20 protein-coding genes are annotated in these 18,424 nt (G+C 45.8%); 6 read left to right on the top strand and 14 right to left on the bottom strand.

All coding sequences use genetic code 11. The annotated features are described in order from the left end of the window. Positions 1–2 precede the first annotated feature (2 nt). From OH460_RS01280 to OH460_RS01255, 6 genes are all read left to right on the top strand, one after another. Positions 3–1,268 carry a TRAP transporter large permease gene (locus OH460_RS01280; RefSeq protein WP_171730332.1) on the top strand — a complete coding sequence of 422 codons (1,266 nt, stop codon included), beginning with the start codon at positions 3–5 and terminating at the stop codon, positions 1,266–1,268. Positions 1,269–1,277: 9 nt separating this feature from the next. Then, entirely contained in the window at positions 1,278–2,207 is a 930-nt protein-coding gene (locus OH460_RS01275; protein WP_269994321.1) for an AEC family transporter, read from the top strand. A gap of 43 nt (positions 2,208–2,250) precedes the next feature. After that, entirely contained in the window at positions 2,251–3,321 is a 1,071-nt protein-coding gene (locus OH460_RS01270; RefSeq protein WP_269994319.1) for a Gfo/Idh/MocA family protein, read from the top strand. 11 nt (positions 3,322–3,332) lie between these two features. Beyond that, positions 3,333–5,156: a bifunctional sugar phosphate isomerase/epimerase/4-hydroxyphenylpyruvate dioxygenase family protein gene (locus OH460_RS01265; protein ID WP_269994317.1), complete on the top strand. Its 1,824-nt coding sequence runs from the start codon at positions 3,333–3,335 to the stop codon at positions 5,154–5,156. A 339-nt stretch (positions 5,157–5,495) separates the two neighbouring features. Then, positions 5,496–6,728, top strand: coding sequence for a MalY/PatB family protein (locus OH460_RS01260; protein WP_269994315.1), 1,233 nt, complete (start codon positions 5,496–5,498; stop codon positions 6,726–6,728). A gap of 173 nt (positions 6,729–6,901) precedes the next feature. Continuing rightward, a complete protein-coding gene (locus tag OH460_RS01255) occupies positions 6,902–7,246 on the top strand; it encodes a ribosome recycling factor family protein (RefSeq protein ID WP_061032887.1) in 345 nt (114 codons plus the stop codon). Between the two features lie 142 nt (positions 7,247–7,388). Here OH460_RS01255 and OH460_RS01250 read toward each other — a convergent pair whose 3' ends face one another. The 14 genes from OH460_RS01250 to OH460_RS01185 all read right to left on the bottom strand — a co-directional run bounded on the left by OH460_RS01250 (position 7,389) and on the right by OH460_RS01185 (position 18,339). Continuing rightward, entirely contained in the window at positions 7,389–7,628 is a 240-nt protein-coding gene (locus OH460_RS01250; protein WP_004736983.1) for an RNA recognition motif domain-containing protein, read from the bottom strand. A gap of 131 nt (positions 7,629–7,759) precedes the next feature. Beyond that, the gene (locus tag OH460_RS01245; RefSeq protein ID WP_171761880.1) at positions 7,760–8,023 is read right to left on the bottom strand and encodes a DNA polymerase III subunit epsilon; all 264 of its coding nucleotides are present in this window, start codon (positions 8,021–8,023) and stop codon (positions 7,760–7,762) included. A 227-nt stretch (positions 8,024–8,250) separates the two neighbouring features. Continuing rightward, positions 8,251–8,793 (bottom strand): DUF3833 domain-containing protein, encoded by a 543-nt coding sequence (locus OH460_RS01240; RefSeq protein ID WP_269994309.1) that lies wholly within the window; start codon positions 8,791–8,793, stop codon positions 8,251–8,253. Continuing rightward, the gene (locus OH460_RS01235; RefSeq protein ID WP_269994307.1) at positions 8,790–9,395 is read right to left on the bottom strand and encodes a chalcone isomerase family protein; all 606 of its coding nucleotides are present in this window, start codon (positions 9,393–9,395) and stop codon (positions 8,790–8,792) included. The genes OH460_RS01240 and OH460_RS01235 overlap by 4 nt, the downstream gene beginning before the upstream one ends. Positions 9,396–9,398: 3 nt before the next feature. Beyond that, positions 9,399–9,923 carry a DUF2878 domain-containing protein gene (locus OH460_RS01230; RefSeq protein ID WP_269994305.1) on the bottom strand — a complete coding sequence of 175 codons (525 nt, stop codon included), beginning with the start codon at positions 9,921–9,923 and terminating at the stop codon, positions 9,399–9,401. Next, positions 9,901–11,178 carry an SAM-dependent methyltransferase gene (locus OH460_RS01225; protein WP_269994303.1) on the bottom strand — a complete coding sequence of 426 codons (1,278 nt, stop codon included), beginning with the start codon at positions 11,176–11,178 and terminating at the stop codon, positions 9,901–9,903. The genes OH460_RS01230 and OH460_RS01225 overlap by 23 nt, the downstream gene beginning before the upstream one ends. Before the next feature lie 101 nt (positions 11,179–11,279). Beyond that, on the bottom strand, positions 11,280–12,086 hold the full coding sequence (locus OH460_RS01220; RefSeq protein WP_269994301.1) for a DUF1365 domain-containing protein: 807 nt from the start codon (positions 12,084–12,086) through the stop codon (positions 11,280–11,282). Further along, entirely contained in the window at positions 12,083–13,354 is a 1,272-nt protein-coding gene (locus OH460_RS01215; protein WP_269994300.1) for an NAD(P)/FAD-dependent oxidoreductase, read from the bottom strand. Before OH460_RS01215 ends, OH460_RS01220 begins: the two co-directional genes overlap by 4 nt. 2 nt (positions 13,355–13,356) lie before the next feature. Further along, positions 13,357–14,088 carry an SDR family NAD(P)-dependent oxidoreductase gene (locus tag OH460_RS01210; protein WP_269994298.1) on the bottom strand — a complete coding sequence of 244 codons (732 nt, stop codon included), beginning with the start codon at positions 14,086–14,088 and terminating at the stop codon, positions 13,357–13,359. Beyond that, on the bottom strand, positions 14,088–14,519 hold the full coding sequence (locus OH460_RS01205; protein WP_004736993.1) for a nuclear transport factor 2 family protein: 432 nt from the start codon (positions 14,517–14,519) through the stop codon (positions 14,088–14,090). The genes OH460_RS01210 and OH460_RS01205 overlap by 1 nt, the downstream gene beginning before the upstream one ends. 14 nt (positions 14,520–14,533) lie before the next feature. Continuing rightward, positions 14,534–15,949: a deoxyribodipyrimidine photo-lyase gene (phrB, locus tag OH460_RS01200; RefSeq protein ID WP_269994295.1), complete on the bottom strand. Its 1,416-nt coding sequence runs from the start codon at positions 15,947–15,949 to the stop codon at positions 14,534–14,536. Beyond that, complete coding sequence (locus OH460_RS01195; RefSeq protein WP_269994293.1) at positions 15,946–16,893, bottom strand: YbgA family protein; 948 nt, start codon at positions 16,891–16,893, stop codon at positions 15,946–15,948. The genes phrB and OH460_RS01195 overlap by 4 nt, the downstream gene beginning before the upstream one ends. Before the next feature lie 125 nt (positions 16,894–17,018). Beyond that, the gene (locus OH460_RS01190) at positions 17,019–17,699 is read right to left on the bottom strand and encodes a ChrR family anti-sigma-E factor (RefSeq protein WP_269994292.1); all 681 of its coding nucleotides are present in this window, start codon (positions 17,697–17,699) and stop codon (positions 17,019–17,021) included. Then, a complete protein-coding gene (locus OH460_RS01185) occupies positions 17,692–18,339 on the bottom strand; it encodes a sigma-70 family RNA polymerase sigma factor (protein ID WP_269994290.1) in 648 nt (215 codons plus the stop codon). Before OH460_RS01185 ends, OH460_RS01190 begins: the two co-directional genes overlap by 8 nt. Positions 18,340–18,424: the final 85 nt, after the last annotated feature.

The following is an 18,424-nucleotide window of genomic DNA, read 5'->3' as shown; positions in this document are numbered from 1 at the left end:
CTATGCCATCAATAGCTTTAATGGGCGGTATGCTCGTATTTGGTGTTCCGCTAGTGTTTGCCATTATTTTGGCTATGTCGTTCTACGTAACGAGCACTCCAATCTCAATCAGCCTTGTTGCACAACGAATTTTTAGCGGACTAGACTCATACTCTATTCTTGCTGTTCCACTGTTTGTTCTGGCTGGTGAGCTGATGAACAAGAGTGGTATTACTAGTCGCATTATCGACTTTGCTAACGCCTTGGTGGGGCACTTCCGTGGTGGTTTAGCACAAGTAAACATCTGGTCTTCGGTGATGTTTGCCGGGATCTCAGGTTCAGCGGTAGCAGACACTTCTGCACTTGGCCGAGTGTTTATCCCTCAAATGGAAAAAGAGGGCTACAGCAAAGAATTTGCATCAGCACTAACCGCTGCCTCTTCGGTGATTGGTCCTATGATTCCACCGAGCATTCCGGTGATCATCTACGCGCTTATTGCCAGTGGTGTCTCGGTTCCGGCTCTGTTCTTAGCGGGTATTGTTCCGGGTGTCTTGTCGGCAATTGCCCTGTCAGTGTTTGTTTATTTTTACGCGACGAAGCACAAGATTGTGAACACCGGCGTGCGAACAAGCCGTCGCAAAGCACTGGTTAAAGCCTTTGTGCCGCTCACCATGCCTATTTTTATCCTAGGCTCAATTCTGATGGGGATCGTGACGCCAACTGAAGCGGCTGCCTTTGCTGCATTCTATGCGCTGTCGGTAGGCATGTTCATGTACAAATCAATCAAAGTCAGTGACTTACCTGAAGTGTTTATGCGTTCAATGCGTGACTCTTCTATCGTATTGATTCTGATTGCTGTTGTCTCTGTAGCAAACTGGCTACTAACCTTCTCACGTGTACCTCAATACATTAGCCAACAGGTGCTTAGCACTATCTCAGATCCGATTATGTTCCTAATCATGGTGAACCTAATCCTACTGGCGGTGGGCCTGTTCCTTGAAGGCATTGCAGCCATGCTAATCCTTATCCCAATCTTCCACCCGATTGCGATGAGCTTTGGTATCGACCCTGTTCACTTTGGCATTGTGGTTATTTTCAACCTAATGATTGGTTTGATTACACCACCAATGGGCATCTGTCTGTTTGTCTCCAATACCATTTCCAAGGTCGGGATTGCTGCGATATCTAAGCAAGTCATTCCTCTATTCCTACTGGAAGTCGTGGTGCTGTTCTTCATCACTTTCGTACCACAAAGCGTGCTCTTCCTACCGAAGTTATTCGGCTACTAGAGAAAAACAATGTTTGTATTTGAAGTGTTGCTGCCACTGATTTTTATCGTGGCAGTAGGGTTCCTCACGACCAAAAAAGGCTTTTTTAGCCATCAATTCGTCGCTGAGGTGAGCAAGTTCGTGCTGTATGTATCGCTGCCAGCAGTGATCATCAGCAGCTTGAGTAGCATTGAATTAGGGCAGGTCATCCAAGTCAACTTCATGTTGGTGTACGCCATTGCTGGCTTGAGTGCAATGACCGTGGCGATATTGGTGAGCAAAGGCTTGCTCAAGTCCACTTGGACGGAAAGCTTCATTAATGGTTTGGGCAGCGGTATGCCAAACAGCGCATTCGTTGGCTTTCCTGTAGTGCTATCGCTGTACGACGGTCAGTTCATTGAAGCATTTTTAATGTGTGTGCTTATTGAGAATCTGGTGTTTATCCCGCTGAGTTTGATTTCACTGGAGTTTGCTCAAGGTCGTTCGTCAAGCATCAGTGAGCAGCTAAAGATTGTCGCGGGTCGTATTGGTCGCAATCCGATTATCTTGGCGATCAGCTTTGCTTTAGTCGTGAATATCACAGGAATTCGCTTGCCAGAATTCGTGACTGAAGGGGTATCCATTTTTGCGAAAACATCGGTCGCATTGGCGCTGTTTGCTATCGGTGGGGCGCTGGGGCAGTCACTGAAATTTGAGCAGTTCAGACGAATCGCTTTTGTCTCTTCCATGAAGCTGGTGTTCTTCCCATTGGTGGTCGTTGCACTGCTGATGACGCTACCCGTAGAGGGAGACCTCAAGTATGTCTTACTGATCTTTGCTGCGTCTCCTATGTTGTCCATCTACCCGATTTTAGGTGGGCTCTATCAACAACAACGCTTCTGTTTAAACACTCTAATTATCACGACGGTGGCCTCTGGACTCTCGCTGTCCGTCGTTATTGCTATCACAACATCATCATAAAAATAGACGCCTGTAGAGCGTGAATGAAAAATAAGGTCATAACATGGAACAAGTTAAAATTGCTGTCGCTGGGGCAGGTCTGATCGGGAAAACACACATCAAACTGGTTTCTGAAAACGCGCAATGTCAGTTGGCGTCGATTGTTGATCCTTCTCCGGGTGCTAAAGAGGTTGCGGAAGAGTATGGCGTTAAGGTCTACGCCAGCCTAGAAGAGCTGTTTGCAAAAGATAAGCCGGACGGTGTGATCTTGGCGACACCAAATCGTCTGCATGCGATTCAAGCGCACGAGTGTATTAACGCAGGGGTGCCTGCCATTGTTGAAAAACCTGTCACCGATTCGATAGAAGATGCCATTGAGCTTCTTAAACACGCTAATCGTGAAGAAGCAAAAATGCTGGTTGGCCACCACCGTGCATATAGCCCGCTGCTAGAGACCGCTAAGTCGATCATCGACAGCGGCGAATTGGGTAAGACGGTATCTATCATGGGCAGCGCGATGTTTTACAAACCTGATTACTACTACAACGAAGGCGAGTGGCGCAAAGTAAAAGGCGGCGGCCCGATCTTAATTAACATGATTCATGAGATTGGCAACCTACGTCATTTGGTTGGTGACATTGTTGGTGTTCAAGCTATGAATTCAAGTGCGACTCGCGAGTTTGAAGTTGAAGATACAACCGCAATCTCGCTGCGATTTGCTAATGGCACATTGGGTTCATTCATGTTGTCAGATGCCTCAGCAAGCCCGCGTAGCTGGGAACAAACCTCGCAAGAGAACAAGACCTACGCGACTTACGAAACTGAGGATTGCTACCACGTGGCTGGCACCAACGGCTCGCTATCGATCCCGACAATGCAGATTAAGTCTTTTAAAGAAGGTGTGACGCCTTCTTGGTGGAATGCAATGGAAGAGCGCCAAGAACCAGTAACGCGTGAAGATCCACTTAAGCGTCAACTTGAGCACTTCTGCGCTCTAATTCGTGGCAAAGAACAGACACCAAAAGTCAGCATTTACGATGGCCTGCAAAATCTGTTGGTGATCGACGCCATCATTAAAGCGACAGAAACGGAGCAATACGTTCCGGTTCAAGACGTTACTGCACTGGTTAATTAAGGGAGTTTAGGATGAAGTATTCAATCGCGACCGTTTGTCTATCTGGCACTCTTGAACAGAAGATGCATGCAGCGGCAAAAGCCGGTTTTCATGCCATCGAAATTTTTGAAAATGATTTAACTCAGTACCGTGGTTCTGCAGCCGATGTTAAACGCATCGCTGACAGCATGGGGCTTGAGATCTTGGTTCTACAACCTTTCCGAGACATGGAAGGGATGCCAAATGGCTTGCGCGAAAAGAAATACAAGATGATGGAGCGCAAGATGGATCTAGCGCATCAGCTGGGCACAAAACGCCTAATGATGTGCAGTAATGTCAATCCACTCTCGACCAATAATCTTGACCGCTGCGCTGAAGATCTGCATGCCTTGGCAGAACTGGCCAAGCGTGAAAATATGGAGCTGGGTTATGAAGCGCTGGCGTGGGGTCGTCATATTGCCGATTACGATGATGCTTGGAACTTGGTGAAGATGGTAGACCACCCGAATCTTGGCGTGGTATTGGACACCTTCCACATGTTTGCTCGTGGCAACACACTCGATACGCTGCGTGAAGATATTCCAGTGGAAAAGATTGCTTTGGTGCAGGTCGCTGATGCGCCAAAAATGCAGATGGATATTTTGCAATACAGCCGTCACTACCGATGCTTCCCGGGTCAAGGTGATTTCCCTGTAATCGACTTTGTGAAAACACTCAAAGATAAAGGCTACGATGATTACCTCTCTCATGAAGTGTTTAACGATGAGTTCCGTGCTTCTTCTCCAAGAGAAAAAGCGGTTGATGGCGTACGTTCACTGAAATGGCTCGAAGATCAGACCAACAACTTGTTTGAGATGCCAAGCGTGTCTGATTTGAGCTTCATTGAATTTGCAGTAAAAGAGCGTGAAGATAACCCATTTACCGATGTGATTGAGTCATTGGGCTTTAGCAAAACACACAGTCATAAGAGTAAGAATGTCGACCTATACCAAGTAGGTGATATTAACTTCGTCTTTAACTACGAGAAAAACAGCAACGCTCAGGCATACTTAGAAGGTCATGGTGAATCTGTGTGTGCGCTAGGCGTATTAACCAAAGATTCAGATCGTTTGGTTGAACTGGCAAAACGCTATAACAGTCCAGCGATTTTCCAAGCTCGCCAAGAAAATGAGCTGGATATTCCAACGCTTAAGAGTTCTAGTAACTTGATGATTCATCTTTTGGATGAGAACCAAGCAGATAAGTTTTACGACGTCGATTTCAAGCCAGTAGAGCAGCAACCGGCAGTGAACGATAACTTGATTCGCGTTGACCACATTGGTCAGGTAGTGTCGCCAGAGACTTTGCTGTCGAACATGTTCTTCTATAAGTCGATCTTTGGCTTTGTTCCTGAAGATAGCTTTGATCTGCCAGACATCAACGGCTTAATCACTAGCCGCACGATTAAGAGCCCGAACGAGAACATTAAGATCGCACTTAATAGTACCAGCGCTAAGCGTACTTCAGCTCAGCGATTCTTAAATGACTCTAATGGTGCGAGCATTAATCAGATTGCGATTGAGTGCCGAGATATCTTTAAAGCGGCGGCTAACCTATCGCCTATCTATCAATTGAAGATCCCGAATAACTACTACCTAGATATTCAGGCACAATTCGATCTGGAAGATGAGTCGATTGAGCAGCTACAGAAGAACAATATCCTTTACACCGAAGATGACACGGGGGCGTTCTTCCATTTCTACACCAAAGAAGTGAATGGCCTATTCTTTGAAGTGGTACAGCGAGTGGGTGAGTATAAGAAATACGGTGAAACCAACGCCTTTATTCGCTTGGCTTCCCAGTCTTATCAGGATTAAAGCTAATCAGCACATCCGCTTTTGCCCTGAGCAGTAAGAAAGAGTGTGAGTAATCGGAAAGCCCCCACTGAATTCAGTGGGGGCTTTTTTTCTTAGGCTTACTGCGATAAATACGCATCTCACTGACGCAGCATCGCTCTCAAAAATCAGCACTACTTACCATACAAGAATTGCTTTATTACGAATTCGGTTAAGACTGAGATAAAGGTAGAGGCAAGGGACTCATTTCCAGTTTTTTTCTAAAAGCTTCGTCTTTTTGACTTTGCTATCGTCTTATGGGCATTTATGTAATTCATCTTATTTGTAAAAGATGATTGAGAAACTATTTGAGGACAGGCCATGACAGCGTTTAAGAGTACATCGAACTACGGTGATAATGCGTTTATTAAAAGCAAACCGCAGATGCTTATGAATATGTATAACACCACAGATGTATTCCCATATTGGGTTGCTGATATGGATTTTCAGATAGCGGAACCCATCACTCAAGAGCTGAATCGTTTGGTCGAACGCGGCGTATATTCTTACGAGTTTCATGAGCAAGCGGTGTTTGAAACCCTTTCAAAATGGTATGCAAAGCGTCATGGTTTGAACCTTTCACCAGACAAATTTGTGCAGGTGCCGGGTGTGCTCTCTGGTATTGCCTTGTTACTGCGCCAATTCACCAACGAAGGTGATGGCGTGCTTATTCATACGCCAGCCTATCACCAGTTTTCTAATTTGGTGAACAAAGCCGGTCGCGAGGTAGTGAAAAGCCCCCTAGTTAATGATGGCCAAAGTTACCAAATTGATTTCGAGGGGATGGAGCAACAGATCGTCGACCATCAAGTGAAGACGATGATTTTCTGTAATCCCCATAACCCAACTGGCCGTGTGTGGACAGCGCAAGAAATAGAGCAAGTCGTTGATATCGCCAAGCGTCACGATGTCCTGATCATCAGCGATGAAATCCATTCCGACATTATTTTTGAAGGCCATACTTTCACAAGCTTGACCAGTTTTGATTACGACAAGGTGATTACCCTGATTGGTTCTCCGGCGAAAACCTTTGGTATGCACAGCATCTCAAATGGCTATGTGTACACCAACAATAATGAGCTATTTGAAGCGTTTAAAGTCAACGTAGAGGCGATGTATCTTGACCATGGTAATGCCTTGACCACGTTTGCGACCATTGCTGCCTTTGAAAAGGGTGAAGCGTGGCTAGACGGCATGTTGGTGTATCTACAAGACACGGTTAAATGGATCACTGAGTTTGCTGAGCAGCGTATTCCTCAATTGAAAGTCTTCCAACCGCAAGGCACTTATCAAGTGTGGTTTGATTTTTCTGAGTTAGGTTTCTCGGAAGAAGAGCTAAAGAACGTGGTGTTTGAACAGGCTAAGATGGGCTTAACCCCAGGTGGTTGGTTTGGCGCTGAAAGTCCTCACTTCATGCGAATGAACATCGCGACGTCACGCAACAATATTGAGCAATCATTTACTGCTTTAGCGTATGCAATTGCTGGTTTTGAGCGAGGTGCTGTGGTGAACTCAAATTGCTGCGACAAAGGCAATTCAAAAAGCTGCTGCTGATATCGAGCGTTAGGCTCTAAAGAATGAAAAACCGCGAGGCTGCTTAGTGCATCACTGGCGGTTTTTTTGTGTCTGTGTAATCCTACTCATGGTTTTATTGAGTTGTGATTGAAGTGCTGAGTTGCGAGTACATAGCGCTTCAATGATTGATAGAGATTGGTTAGCAGAGAGTTATGTTTAGCGTCCCACTGAATAGTTTTGTACATCGTGTGAGTGATAAGAGCCAAGTAATGGCGAACGCTGCAGAATGTGGATGTCAGTTGAAGCGAGTTCGCCGCTCACGCAATTGGCTATTGGTGGCTCAGGAGCATCAATTGATCGAATTCAAAGCTTTGTTAACTCATGAGAAAGACGGCTGGATAACAGTAGCCATAGACAAGGTGCTGCCTAAACCTGTGGTGTGCTTGGCGTCGCTGTTAGCGGCAACACCTTCGATGACGGTCGCTCAATTGGTGATGGAATCTGGATGTTCAATGGCTGAAGCACGACGAGCCATTGATGACTATGAAGGGTTATAGATACGTGGTGAGCGCTTAGAAAAGTACCCAGCAGCAAAAAGCCCGTAACGATATGGCGTTATTTCAGCGCGATATCGTTACGGGCTTTATCATCTGTGTTGCCGTTAAGCTAAGCCATGTGCCTTATGAAGCATTGACTCGATTAAGAGTTCGCTACTTTTACACGAATTGTGTTTTTGCCAAGCTTTGTCATGTGCAGCTTGTCTAGTGCAGTTTTCGCTTCTTCTTGCTCTGGCATTTCAACGAAAGCAAAACCTTTTGAGTAGCCAGTTTCTTGGTCTAATACTAGGTTGCATGCTTTTACTGAACCGAACTCAGAAAATAGTACACGGATGTCTTGCTCTGTTGTTGAGCGAGATAGGTTACGAACTAGAAGTTTCATAATGAACCTTGAATATGAATTTACGTCGCGCATTGTCGCACATTTTGAAGGTCACCCTTACAAAATAATTTAAGATCTCATTTGCTTGGGTAGCCAAGATCTGCGGCAGCACTTTGAGTTGTTTGTCGTGATTATTCGTCGTCGAACTGTTTGATGGTGAAGGCGTCTTCGATTCGGTTCAGCTCTTCTTGTTCTTTCTGACGAAGCTCTTCTTGGCGAGCAGTTTTCATCTCATTGAGACGTTTCTTCTCTGACTTGGTCAGGAATTTAACGGCTTTTTTGTTGGTTAACGCGTAAGCAACTACGTCTTCACCTTTTTCTCTGCGCTCGTTTACGCGTTGTGAGAAACGTTCGTTGTCGCGAGCTTTACGCTCCGCTGAGGTTAACTTGCTCATGCTTTAAAGCCTTTTAAATTTATCTGTTAGGGAGTCTACACGTGGCGAAACAAATGGTCACTCACCGATATGAGGAATCGGCCATTTGCACGCTGGTGGCGCATCTTAGCACAGCGGGAGAGCATGTAGGCACGCTATTTGAGGGATTATACGAAACAGCCCACAACGCGTCGTAGTGGGCTGGATTCTAAAGCGGGGGATTCAGATTGAATTGAAGGGCGAGTTGTCTAAATCTTTTCGATGTACAGGATGACCTCTCCGACCTTAAAGCCGAACTTAGACATTTCGGTCTTGTTGAATAATCGCTTTTCGTCCATCAAGAACATCCAATCATCTAGTGTGACTTCATAGGTACTGCCATCGACTTCGATTTCTAAATCGTATTTCCAGTAGAGTGCAGAGCCTTGGGTTTCACCATAAGCGGTTCCTACTACATCGTTAGCGGTGCCTGAGTAGGTGTTGTCGCCGGTTTTTATCAGGTTCCAAATTCGGGTTGAGCGTTCACCATCGGCAAATGAGAACCACTCTTTGATTTCACCATTATTGCCTTCCCACTTAGCAATGAGTTTGGCATCAAAACGTCGTAGCAAGTTGCCGGAGCGATCAAGTACCATACCGTAGGCCATTAACTCGCCATTGAAGAAGGTCTCAAGTTTGAGCTCTGGTGTTGTGTCGACATGATTATCAAGGCTGGCAGAGCCACACCCTGTTAGCCAACTAAGAGATAGTATTGCTAGGGCAAATTTGATTATTGTTGTTTTTGGATTCATTTATTTAAACCTAATAGTTGTTTGCGTAGGCCCGGTTCGGAGGTGTTTTCAGAGAGCCAGATCGCTAGGAAGGCATCGCCAAATTGTTTGTCTTGAATGACACCGATAGGCTGCTCATCGAAGTAAAAGCGGCTGACGTTATCTTCTGCTACGCGAATCGTTAGTGTGCTTCCTGCCTCTACGTTGGGCCACATCGAATAGAGTGGCTTCAGCCAGCGTTCGATGTTGCTGTTAGGGTAGCCAAGTTTGTTCCATTGATCTTCGGTCGCTTCGAGCAGATCCTTACTGTCTATTGAACGGTAGTACTCTATTTTCAATGCGCGTTCTGAACTCGAAGGTGCGGTGTAGAATTCAGCAGAATAGAGGGTCCAAAATAGGTAACTCATTTCGCCTTGTCCGCGCTTGTTTAAATCGTCGACAGCAGAGCCGCGCGCTTGCCCAGCAAACAGTAATGCTACGATTAATAGAGAGAGAGTGAAGCCACCTAGAAATGCTTTTAAGTACTGATTGTCTGCAGCTGTTTGAGTGTTAGATTGGGCACACGTGTGACTCTCGGTGCTCTTTGAATGGAGCGCCTGTGTCCGTTTGAGTGAGTAAGCCATAAGTCACCTCGTTGTCCTTGCCATTGTCGGTTTCATTAAGTTTGAGTAGGCGGCCACAAGAAGAGGCAAAAATATCCCCCAACTTAACGCAAGGGCAGCAACTACCGATGCATCTGGCCAAGCAGCAAGGAGGGCGCCAGCTTTGATTCCTCCCCAATAGCTACTAGTACCCGCTACGAACCCTATGGCGAACAAGATCACTTTTGAGCATTTTAAGAGCCAATTAAGGCTGTGGTTAAAGCTAATCAAGAACATGATCCATAGGCAGACGAGCCACACAGGGAACCATGATTGATTGGCAATGGCAGGGTCGACGGCGAAGACGCCGAAGTGAAGCATGAGGCTATCAAGTAGTAGCCCCAATGGTAATAGAACGAGTATTTTAAGGTCGCTGTGGCGAGTCGGTGACAATAGGAAGTGAATGATCACCAGCAGCGGTGTTACGAACGGGGCTTGAGCGGTGAAGAACGCGCTGCAAACCCAGGTCGCTTGAAACAGAATGAGATTAATAATCCAAAACCGTTTCATCTTTCGCTCCAAAGTAACGAGGTTTTCTTGCCACTAGATGATGAGTGCTGATCACGCGCTCGCGGAACGCACCTTCACAGTAGCAGAAGTAGAAGGTCCACAGGCGCTTGAACTCTTCTGAATAGCCCAGTGATTGCAATTCTTCCCAGCTGTTTTGAAAGGCAATGTTCCAGTCGTTCAATGTGCGCGCGTAGTGTAGACCAATGTCGTCAATCTCTTGAACGACAAGGTCGGTACTGGTCGCAAGATGCTGGGTCATCACTGATACAGAAGGTAAGCAGCCACCAGGGAAAATGTACTTTTGGATAAAGTCGACGCCTTTGCGGTACTTTTCATAACGCCCATCGGCGATGGTAATCGCTTGAATCAACATTTTGCCGGAAGGCTTCAAGAGTGAAGAACATTTCTCAAAGAAGGTTTGCAGGTATTCGTGACCTACCGCTTCTATCATCTCGATGGAAACCAACTTATCGTATTCACCCGTTAGGTTGCGATAGTCTTCTTTGAGTAGAGTAATTTTGTCGGTTAACCCGAGCGATTTTACGCGCTGCTCTGCTACCTCGTGTTGTGCATCTGAAATAGTGGTGGTGGTGACGTGGCAGCCATAATGTTGTGCCATGAAGATTGCTAAACCACCCCAGCCAGTCCCTATCTCAACCACGCTATCCGATTCTGAAAGTTCTAAACGCTCACAGATGGTTCTCATCTTGTTTTGTTGCGCTTTCGATAAAGTCAACGCTTCATCACTGTAGATCGCTGACGAGTACTGCATTGAACTATCAAGAAAACGTTCGTACAGCTCATTACCGATGTCGTAGTGAGCCAAAATGTTTCGTTTAGAGCCTTGCTCGGTGTTGGCATTTTTGCGACGAAGCAGGAGATTCTTAATTCGAGATATCCACTGAGTTTTGTCGTCCAGCTCATCTAATTGGGATTGGTTGCGAGCCATAATCTGGATAACGCGGGTTAGATTTGGACTGGTCCATTTGCCATCAATGTAGGCTTCGGATGCGCCAATACTGCCGTTGATAACAACATCTTTAAAAAAGGTCGCATCATGAATCACGATTCGACCTTTCAAGTCTGCTTCTCTGTCACCAAACACCGAATGCTGGTCACGCTCGATGATTTCTAGTGACGCAAACTGCAGGCGCTCTAGGACCTTAAAAATTAAAGCTCGATATTTACAGTTGCTTGAAACAGCAACGGCTTTGGCTTGTTGTTCAATGTTGTTTTGTTTTGCAAGCTGTTCCATGTCAACCTCGCTGAGAATTCATTCTAACTTTTTGCCAACTAAAGTTGGGTGATATTCGTTGGTTTGAGCAGACTCATAGTTGGTGAGTCGTGGTCAGGCGCTTAAGATGTTGAGTTTGGGTGCGCCACAAACGGTACTTTTTTCAGGAATAACTTGAGAGCCTGATAATAAATCCCCATCACGACTTTCACCGTCATTGCCGGGATTTTAACAACCGTTCGTCTAATGTTTGTTTTCGTTACTGACTGCTTAGTCAAAGCTAGTGTCGCATCGAATATTCGTTCGCTTCTGCGGCTTTCGATGTGGACAAGCGTTCGTTTCGCTGGTGGCTTAATCTTCCAAAAATAGGTCATGTTTAAATCCATGAACGGCGAAACGTGAAAATCTTTTTTAACTTTCAACTCTTGGCGCATGTCGATCAGATAATAGTGCCTTTCTCGCCAAGGTGTGTTGCTAACCTCGGCCAACATATAGCGACACTCGCCTGATTCGTCGTAACAGAAAAAGCAGTTGATTGGACTAAAGTAAATACCTAAACATCGGCATTGAGCCAGCATTGTTACACGGTTTGTATCAGACCAATCGCCACCAAGCTGTTGTACTTTGGAAGCTATACGGTGTTTCAGGGGTTTAGGTTCATCGCCAATTGCATTTTCTTCTTTTTCAGCAAGATAGTCCGATTCGACAAAGCGAATCGGGTTGTACCAGCGAGTGCCAAACAGCACACTTCGCGCGGTGGTCTTAGGCAGCTCATCGAGATCTAGCCCCATCATGTAGAGCTGGTAGCTAAACTCATGAGGGATATCACCAAAGCGGCGATGTCTGACGTTTCCCCAATAGATACCGCTGAACTCTTCACCGTGTTCGGATGCTATCTCCGTGTTGGATGCTAGGGTCTCGGTGTTCATTGTGCTGAGCTCGTGCTGAGGTCCAGACCAAAGCGCTTGGTCACATCCAATGCACTATGCACGCCATCTTCGTGGAACCCGTTGTACCAATACGCGCCTGCGAAATGCGTATTCTGTTTACCGCAAATTCGATCACGTTGCTGTTGTGCATTGACCGTGTTTGAATTCAATACTGGGTGGTGATAAACAAAGCTTCGGATGATCTTTTCAGGAGCAATGGCTTCACTCTGGTTTAAGGTCACGCAGAAGGTGTCTTTGCTCTCTATTCCCTGCAGAATATTCATGTTGTAAGTGACACAAGCTGGTCGCTTGCTATTACCATCCAGCATGTAGTTCCAACTTGCCCACGCCAGTCTTCTGTCTGGTAACAAGCTGGTATCGGTATGAAGAACCACTTCGTTGCGGCTGTATGGTATCTCACCTAATACCTCTTTCTCCTCAGGTGTTGCATCGCCTATCAGTGCTAACGCTTGGTCTGAGTGACAAGCAAATATCACTTCATCAAACTGCTCGGTCGTGCCGCCTGCAAATTCGATAGTCACACCTGTTTCCTGACGAGTGACTTGTTGAATCGATGTGTTCAAGGCAACTGGCTTACTCAAGCGAGAAAGGATAATTTCAACGTACGAGCGGGAGCCTTTTGGAATCACATACCATTGAGGGCGGTTGGTGATATCTAGCAGGCCGTGGTTGTAGAAGAACTGGATAAAGAATTTAAGTTCAAACTCTTCCATCTCTTCAAGGCTTGTTGACCAAATCGCAGCACCCATCGGTAGGATGTAGTGTTGGCTAAAGAAGTCTGAAAATTGGTTATCACGGAGGAAACTGCCAAGGGTAACGTCAGGTGTAAACACATTGCTTTCGAATTGAGCCTTGCACAACTTGTTGAATTTCAGAATGTCAGAGATTAATGACCAGAACTGCGGCTTGAAGATGTTGCTCCTCTGCGCGAACAGCGAGTTGATGCTGTGACCGTTGTATTCAAACTGAGTGGATGTGTTGTGTACGCTAAAGCTCATTTCTGTCGGTTGTCGTTCAATGCCCAACTGTTCGAGTAGTTGATTGAAGTTTGGGTACGTTCGATCGTTGAACACGATGAAGCCAGTATCAATCGAGAACGCCGAGCCTTGATGTTCAATATCAACGGTGGCGGTGTGCCCCCCAACGTAGTCGTTTTTCTCGAATACGGTTACGTCGTGGTGTTTATCTAATATGTGCGCGCAAGTGAGTCCAGAAATGCCTGAACCAATAATGGCGATTTTCTTCATTGTTATACCATCCCTGAAGCGAGTTTTTGCCAAACTGAAGTTGGAAGCATTCTTATTAGCTTCATCAACATGATGAATCGTCTAGGGAAATCGATCTCGCTCTTTCCTTGAGCAATTCCGTTAACGATTCGCTGAGTTGCAGCCTCACTACTTATAATCATAGGCATAGCGAACGTGTTTCGCTCGGTTAAAGGCGTTTCAACGAATCCAGGGTGCACAATTGAGACATAAATATTGTGCTTGGCAAGATCAACCGAAAGCGTTCTTCCTAAGTAAGTGAGTGCTGCCTTTGAAGCGCCATAAGCCTCGGCTCTTGGCAGAGGCAAAAAGCTGGCGCTAGAGCTTACTAAAACCAAGCGTCCGCCGGGTTTGATGTTTTTCAGCCAAGACTTTAGAGCGTAACCAATGGAGATTAAGTTAATGTTGATGACGCGCTCAAAAAGCTCTGCATCAAAGTTGACTGGGTCATCGATGTATTCACAGTCACCCGCATTGAGAATGAGAAGGTCAAGTGGATTGTCTTGGTCAAGCTCCGGGAAGTTGTGGTAATCCGTTAAGTCAAAGCACAGAGGTGTAATAGACGACTCTGCAATGTCAGTTTCGTGCGAATCGACGAGAGCCTTTAATTTATCTTGGCTACGACCACAAGCAATGACTTGGTGTCCTTGCTGGGCATAATCGAGAGCGAGTGATTGGCCGATACCTGAGGTCGCACCTGTGATCATAATACGCATTATCGGCTCGCTCTTTTCTTGATGGATTTGATGGCGCAGCCTAATACCGGAATATGTTCATACAACATAGAGCCGACATCGAGATAGTCTCTATGGTAAATCACTTGATCATCGAGCATTTTTAGGTGGCTGTGGCCTTGCACCTCGATAGGCTTCTGCCCATTAAGTTGCTTGTGTACAAAGTGCATTGTCCAATACACCGATGCTTCGCCGTTAACTTCAAACGTGTGCTCGATGTGAAAGTTACAGCTAGTCACTTGGGTGTAAATGTTGTCGAAGTAGTGAGTTAGCGCTGCAATCCCGCTGACATGATGCAGCGGGTCTTGGAATTCGATATTAGGGTGATAAACCGTCTTTAGCACGTCGAAATTGTCCGTTCCGAGCTCTCGATACATGTTGAGAAAGTTATCAAGCCATAGAGAGTTATCCATAATATTCACTCTAATTATTTGAAAAAGGCTAAGGCTCTCAATCGTGCTTCTTTATGTTCAACGATGGGTTGCCAGTATTCACTGTTTATTCCGTTTTTTGCTATGTAATCATGTGGGAAATGCACATGCTTGTCCGGAATATTTTGCAGCTCTGGTATGTACTTACGGATAAAAATTCCTTTCGGATCAAACTTTTCACTCTGGGTGATCGGATTGAAGATTCGGAAGTAAGGTTGTGCATCACAGCCGGTACTTGAAGCCCACTGCCAGCCGCCATTGTTGGCACTAAAATCACCGTCAATTAGGTGTTCCATAAAGAAGCGCTCACCCCAACGCCAGTCAATCAACAAGTGTTTAGTTAGAAAGCTAGCGACTACCATTCTTAACCTGTTGTGCATCCAGCCGGTTTCGACCAGTTGACGCATGGCCGCATCAACCAATGGATACCCCGTTTTTCCTTCACACCACGCTTTGAAGCTCGGATGATCTTTATACCAATCTAAGCCATTGTATTTTTGCTGGAAGTTAGCCCCTTTAACCAGTTTAGGATGGTGGAACATCAAGTGCTTATAAAAGTCTCTCCAAATCAATTCATTGAGCCAAGAAAAAGCGGGCAGTTGGGTATCAAACAGTAAATCGGGTTGCTGTTGGATCAGTTGAATGGCTAACCATCTTGGGCTTACCGCGCCAATCGCTAAGTAAGGCGATAAACCTGAGGTACCTTTTACTGAAGGGATGTCTCTCAGGTGAGCGTAGTCGTTGACCTTGTTGGCTAGAAAGTTAGGTATCACATTGCCAAGTACGTCCTGGCTGAGTGGCCAACGGCTTGAGTCGACACGCGGAAAGTCGAAATCATAGTCACTGGCAAGCTGGAGCGTTTGCAAGTTGTCAGGTAACAGGGCTTTAGCATTGTTTTTAGAAGTGAGCGCAGCAGGACTGCATTGAATGCCTTTTGCTTGCACTTCTTTTAACCAGGCATTTTTAAATGGCGTGAAAACTTTGAACATCTCACCTTGCTGGTTAAGCACACTGCCTAGAGGGAGCATCACATCACAGTCGCTGATCTGAAGATTTATACCGCTCGATATCAGTTGTTGGTCACGAGCTTGTTCATCGACTTCTGGCTCTGAATTGGCGAAAACAACCTGAGAACCGAGTTGTTGGTACAGCTCGGTCAACTGCTTGGCTTGATCATCAAAATCGGTCGCTTTGAGGTGCAGCAGGGTTATGCCCAAGTCGGCGAGTTCAGCTTCCAGTTGCTTTAAATGACGGAAGATAAAGTCTGCTTTAATCGGAGCAAGGTGGTGCTGATGCCACTTTTGTGGTGTTGAAATAAAAACGGCGATTGAAACGCCGTTTTCGATTGCTGAGACGAGAGCTGGATTATCGTGAATGCGCAGGTCTCGTCTTATCCATAGAATATCGCTCAATATCCGTATCTCAGTTTAAGTTCTTGCGGGTGAGGGTTTAGGTAAACCTGTGACTGCAGGTACTCGTTTGGGTATTCCATCAAGTAGTGATTTATCAGTGTTAGTGGCACTAACAGTGGAATCACGCCCTCTCTGAAAGAAGCAATCTGGTTAGATAACTCTTGCTTGTGAGCACTGCTGAGCTGCTTCTTAAAGTAACCTTGAAGGTGTTGAAGCGTGTTGGCGTGCGTACCACGGTTTGCATGGTGCGATAATGCCGTCATCAGCCCTTCGATATATTTATCTGCAAGCTCATTGATATCCAGGTCAGTACTCGCTAGTAGCTTGCCAAGGCTTTTATAGCCCTCAACGTGGTGGCACATTACTAGATACTTGTGGGCGCTATGGAACTGGATAAGTTTGTGCTTGGTAATGCCTTCATCTACTAGGTCTAGCCACTTCTGATACGTGAACACACGTGTCATGAAGTTTTCACGCAAAATCGGATCGTTCAGGCGACCATTCTCTTCCACAGGCAGCAATGGATTGCCTTCCATAACCTGCTTAGTGAACATGCCAATACCTGTTGATTCAGAGCCGCGACCATGGTGGTGATACACCTTAACGCGCTCCATGCCACAAGTTGGGCTCTTTTGGCACACAATGAAACCAGCAATGTGTTGGTTACTCTTGGAGTAGTTTTGACCGAATTCGATTAGCTCATCAGTGACGTCGCCACTACCATCAGGACGGGAAACGTGAATGATATCGTCTAACATCCGTGTCTGACGAATGGTTGGGCGAGGCGTTGGCAATCCAACTGCCATTTCAGGGCACACTGGCTCAAGCTCAACATAATCTGCAAGGTCTTCCGTGCAGAAGCGAGAGCGTTTGTGGCCAGTATCGAACCTAACTTTATGACCGGCGACACATGCACTAATGCCTATTTTTATTTTTTTATCCATTGGTCAATTCCTTACGTTCATTGCTCATTTTGTTTTTTGTTATGTGGGATGTTGCTTATCCCACATTAATTTAGTCTGTTTTTGACGTTGTTTCCTAGCCGACTTTAAAAATTTTGTGACGTAACTTAATAAATGTATTTGCCCAGTGGGTTGAACAGCTGGCTCACCCCTTTGGTGAAGTACAAGGCGTCGCTTGATACTGTCAGGCACACACACCCTTCTTTCGTTGCTGGCTGATGGGTATGATTTCCATCTAACCAAATGAAATCGCCTTTATTGTAGACACCCATCTCGTCTTCGAAACTGCCTTCTAACAATAGAGTAATCTCGAAGCCTTTGTGTGTGTGGCAAGGAACTTGTCCGTCTTTATCGATGTGCAACAAGCTAGTGTGGTGCGCGTCGTCTTCAAAATCGAGTCGTGCCCGAGATATCTTCCCGAGGTTCATCCAGTCCTTTCTCGCGATTGAACTCAACGCACGTGGAATAGTGAAGGTAGTATCTGCGACAGTCACTTGTTCCGCTTTTGATTCCACCTCGATTGATTGCGACAAATCGGCAGTGATCTGATCGATAACATCGAAATCGAAATCTATGTCGTCTGCAAGGAAGCTAACCGCCTCGTTATTTGTTGCTGTTTGCTGCTCATCAAAAACGCTGTCAGCTGCATTAGCCGTTATATGCTGCACCTTTGCCTGGCAATGTTCACACAGCTCAACATGGCTCGACACGATCAGAGACACTGAGTCAGCAAGCGTGCCGTCAACAAAGTCTTTCAAAATTGCTTCGTTAGGGTGATGTTTAATCATGGCTTTGTTCCCCCATATGAACCTTAAGTTTGGCTAAAGCGAGTCTTAGACGTGATTTCACTGTTCCAAGTGGGACGCCAAGTTGTTGGGCAAGTTGCTCTTGAGAAAGTTCTTGAAAGTAAACGCCTTTGACAATAGTTTTCTGAGCCAGAGGCAGCTTCTCTATTTGAGTCATTACGTGTCGGCTCATCAAATGGTCACCAAACGGTAACTCTTCGCTTTGAGATTCTGCAACCATTGCGTCGATAGGCCAGATGTCATCGGCGATTGTCTGTTCCGCTTTGGCTTTTACCTTACGCAACATATCAAAAGCGGCGTTTCGCATAACGGTGTAGACCCAAGTCGTTGCAGCGCCCTTGTCTTCGTTATAAAGATGGGCTTTCTTCCAAACGTTGGTCATGGTGTCTTGAACCAGCTCGTTTGCAGCAGCTTCGCCGCCTAACTTGCTAATTCCGAAACGCTTTATCTTGGGAGCAAAGAACTTGAACAAACAGGTAAATGCCTGCTTGTCTCTGTCTGTACCAACCAAGCTCAACCAGCTTGAAAGCTCTGCTGGGACCTTGGATTCGGTCGTTGTTTTTTTATCTGGGATAATGACATGCTCCTTGCCTTTCCCTGAACTTCTACTTTCGACTTGCATAGTAAATAACCATCGTGCGAATTTGAGTGGCACTACGTGGAAGTTGAAGGCCGGGATCACTTTAATTTAAATTAATTTCCACTAT

It is taken from the genome of Vibrio sp. Makdt (assembly GCF_027587015.1).
In the GTDB taxonomy this organism is placed as follows: Bacteria; Pseudomonadota; Gammaproteobacteria; order Enterobacterales; family Vibrionaceae; genus Vibrio; species Vibrio chagasii_B.
The sequence above is the reverse complement of the archived record's forward strand: the minus strand, read 5'-3'. Positions and strand labels throughout refer to the sequence as shown.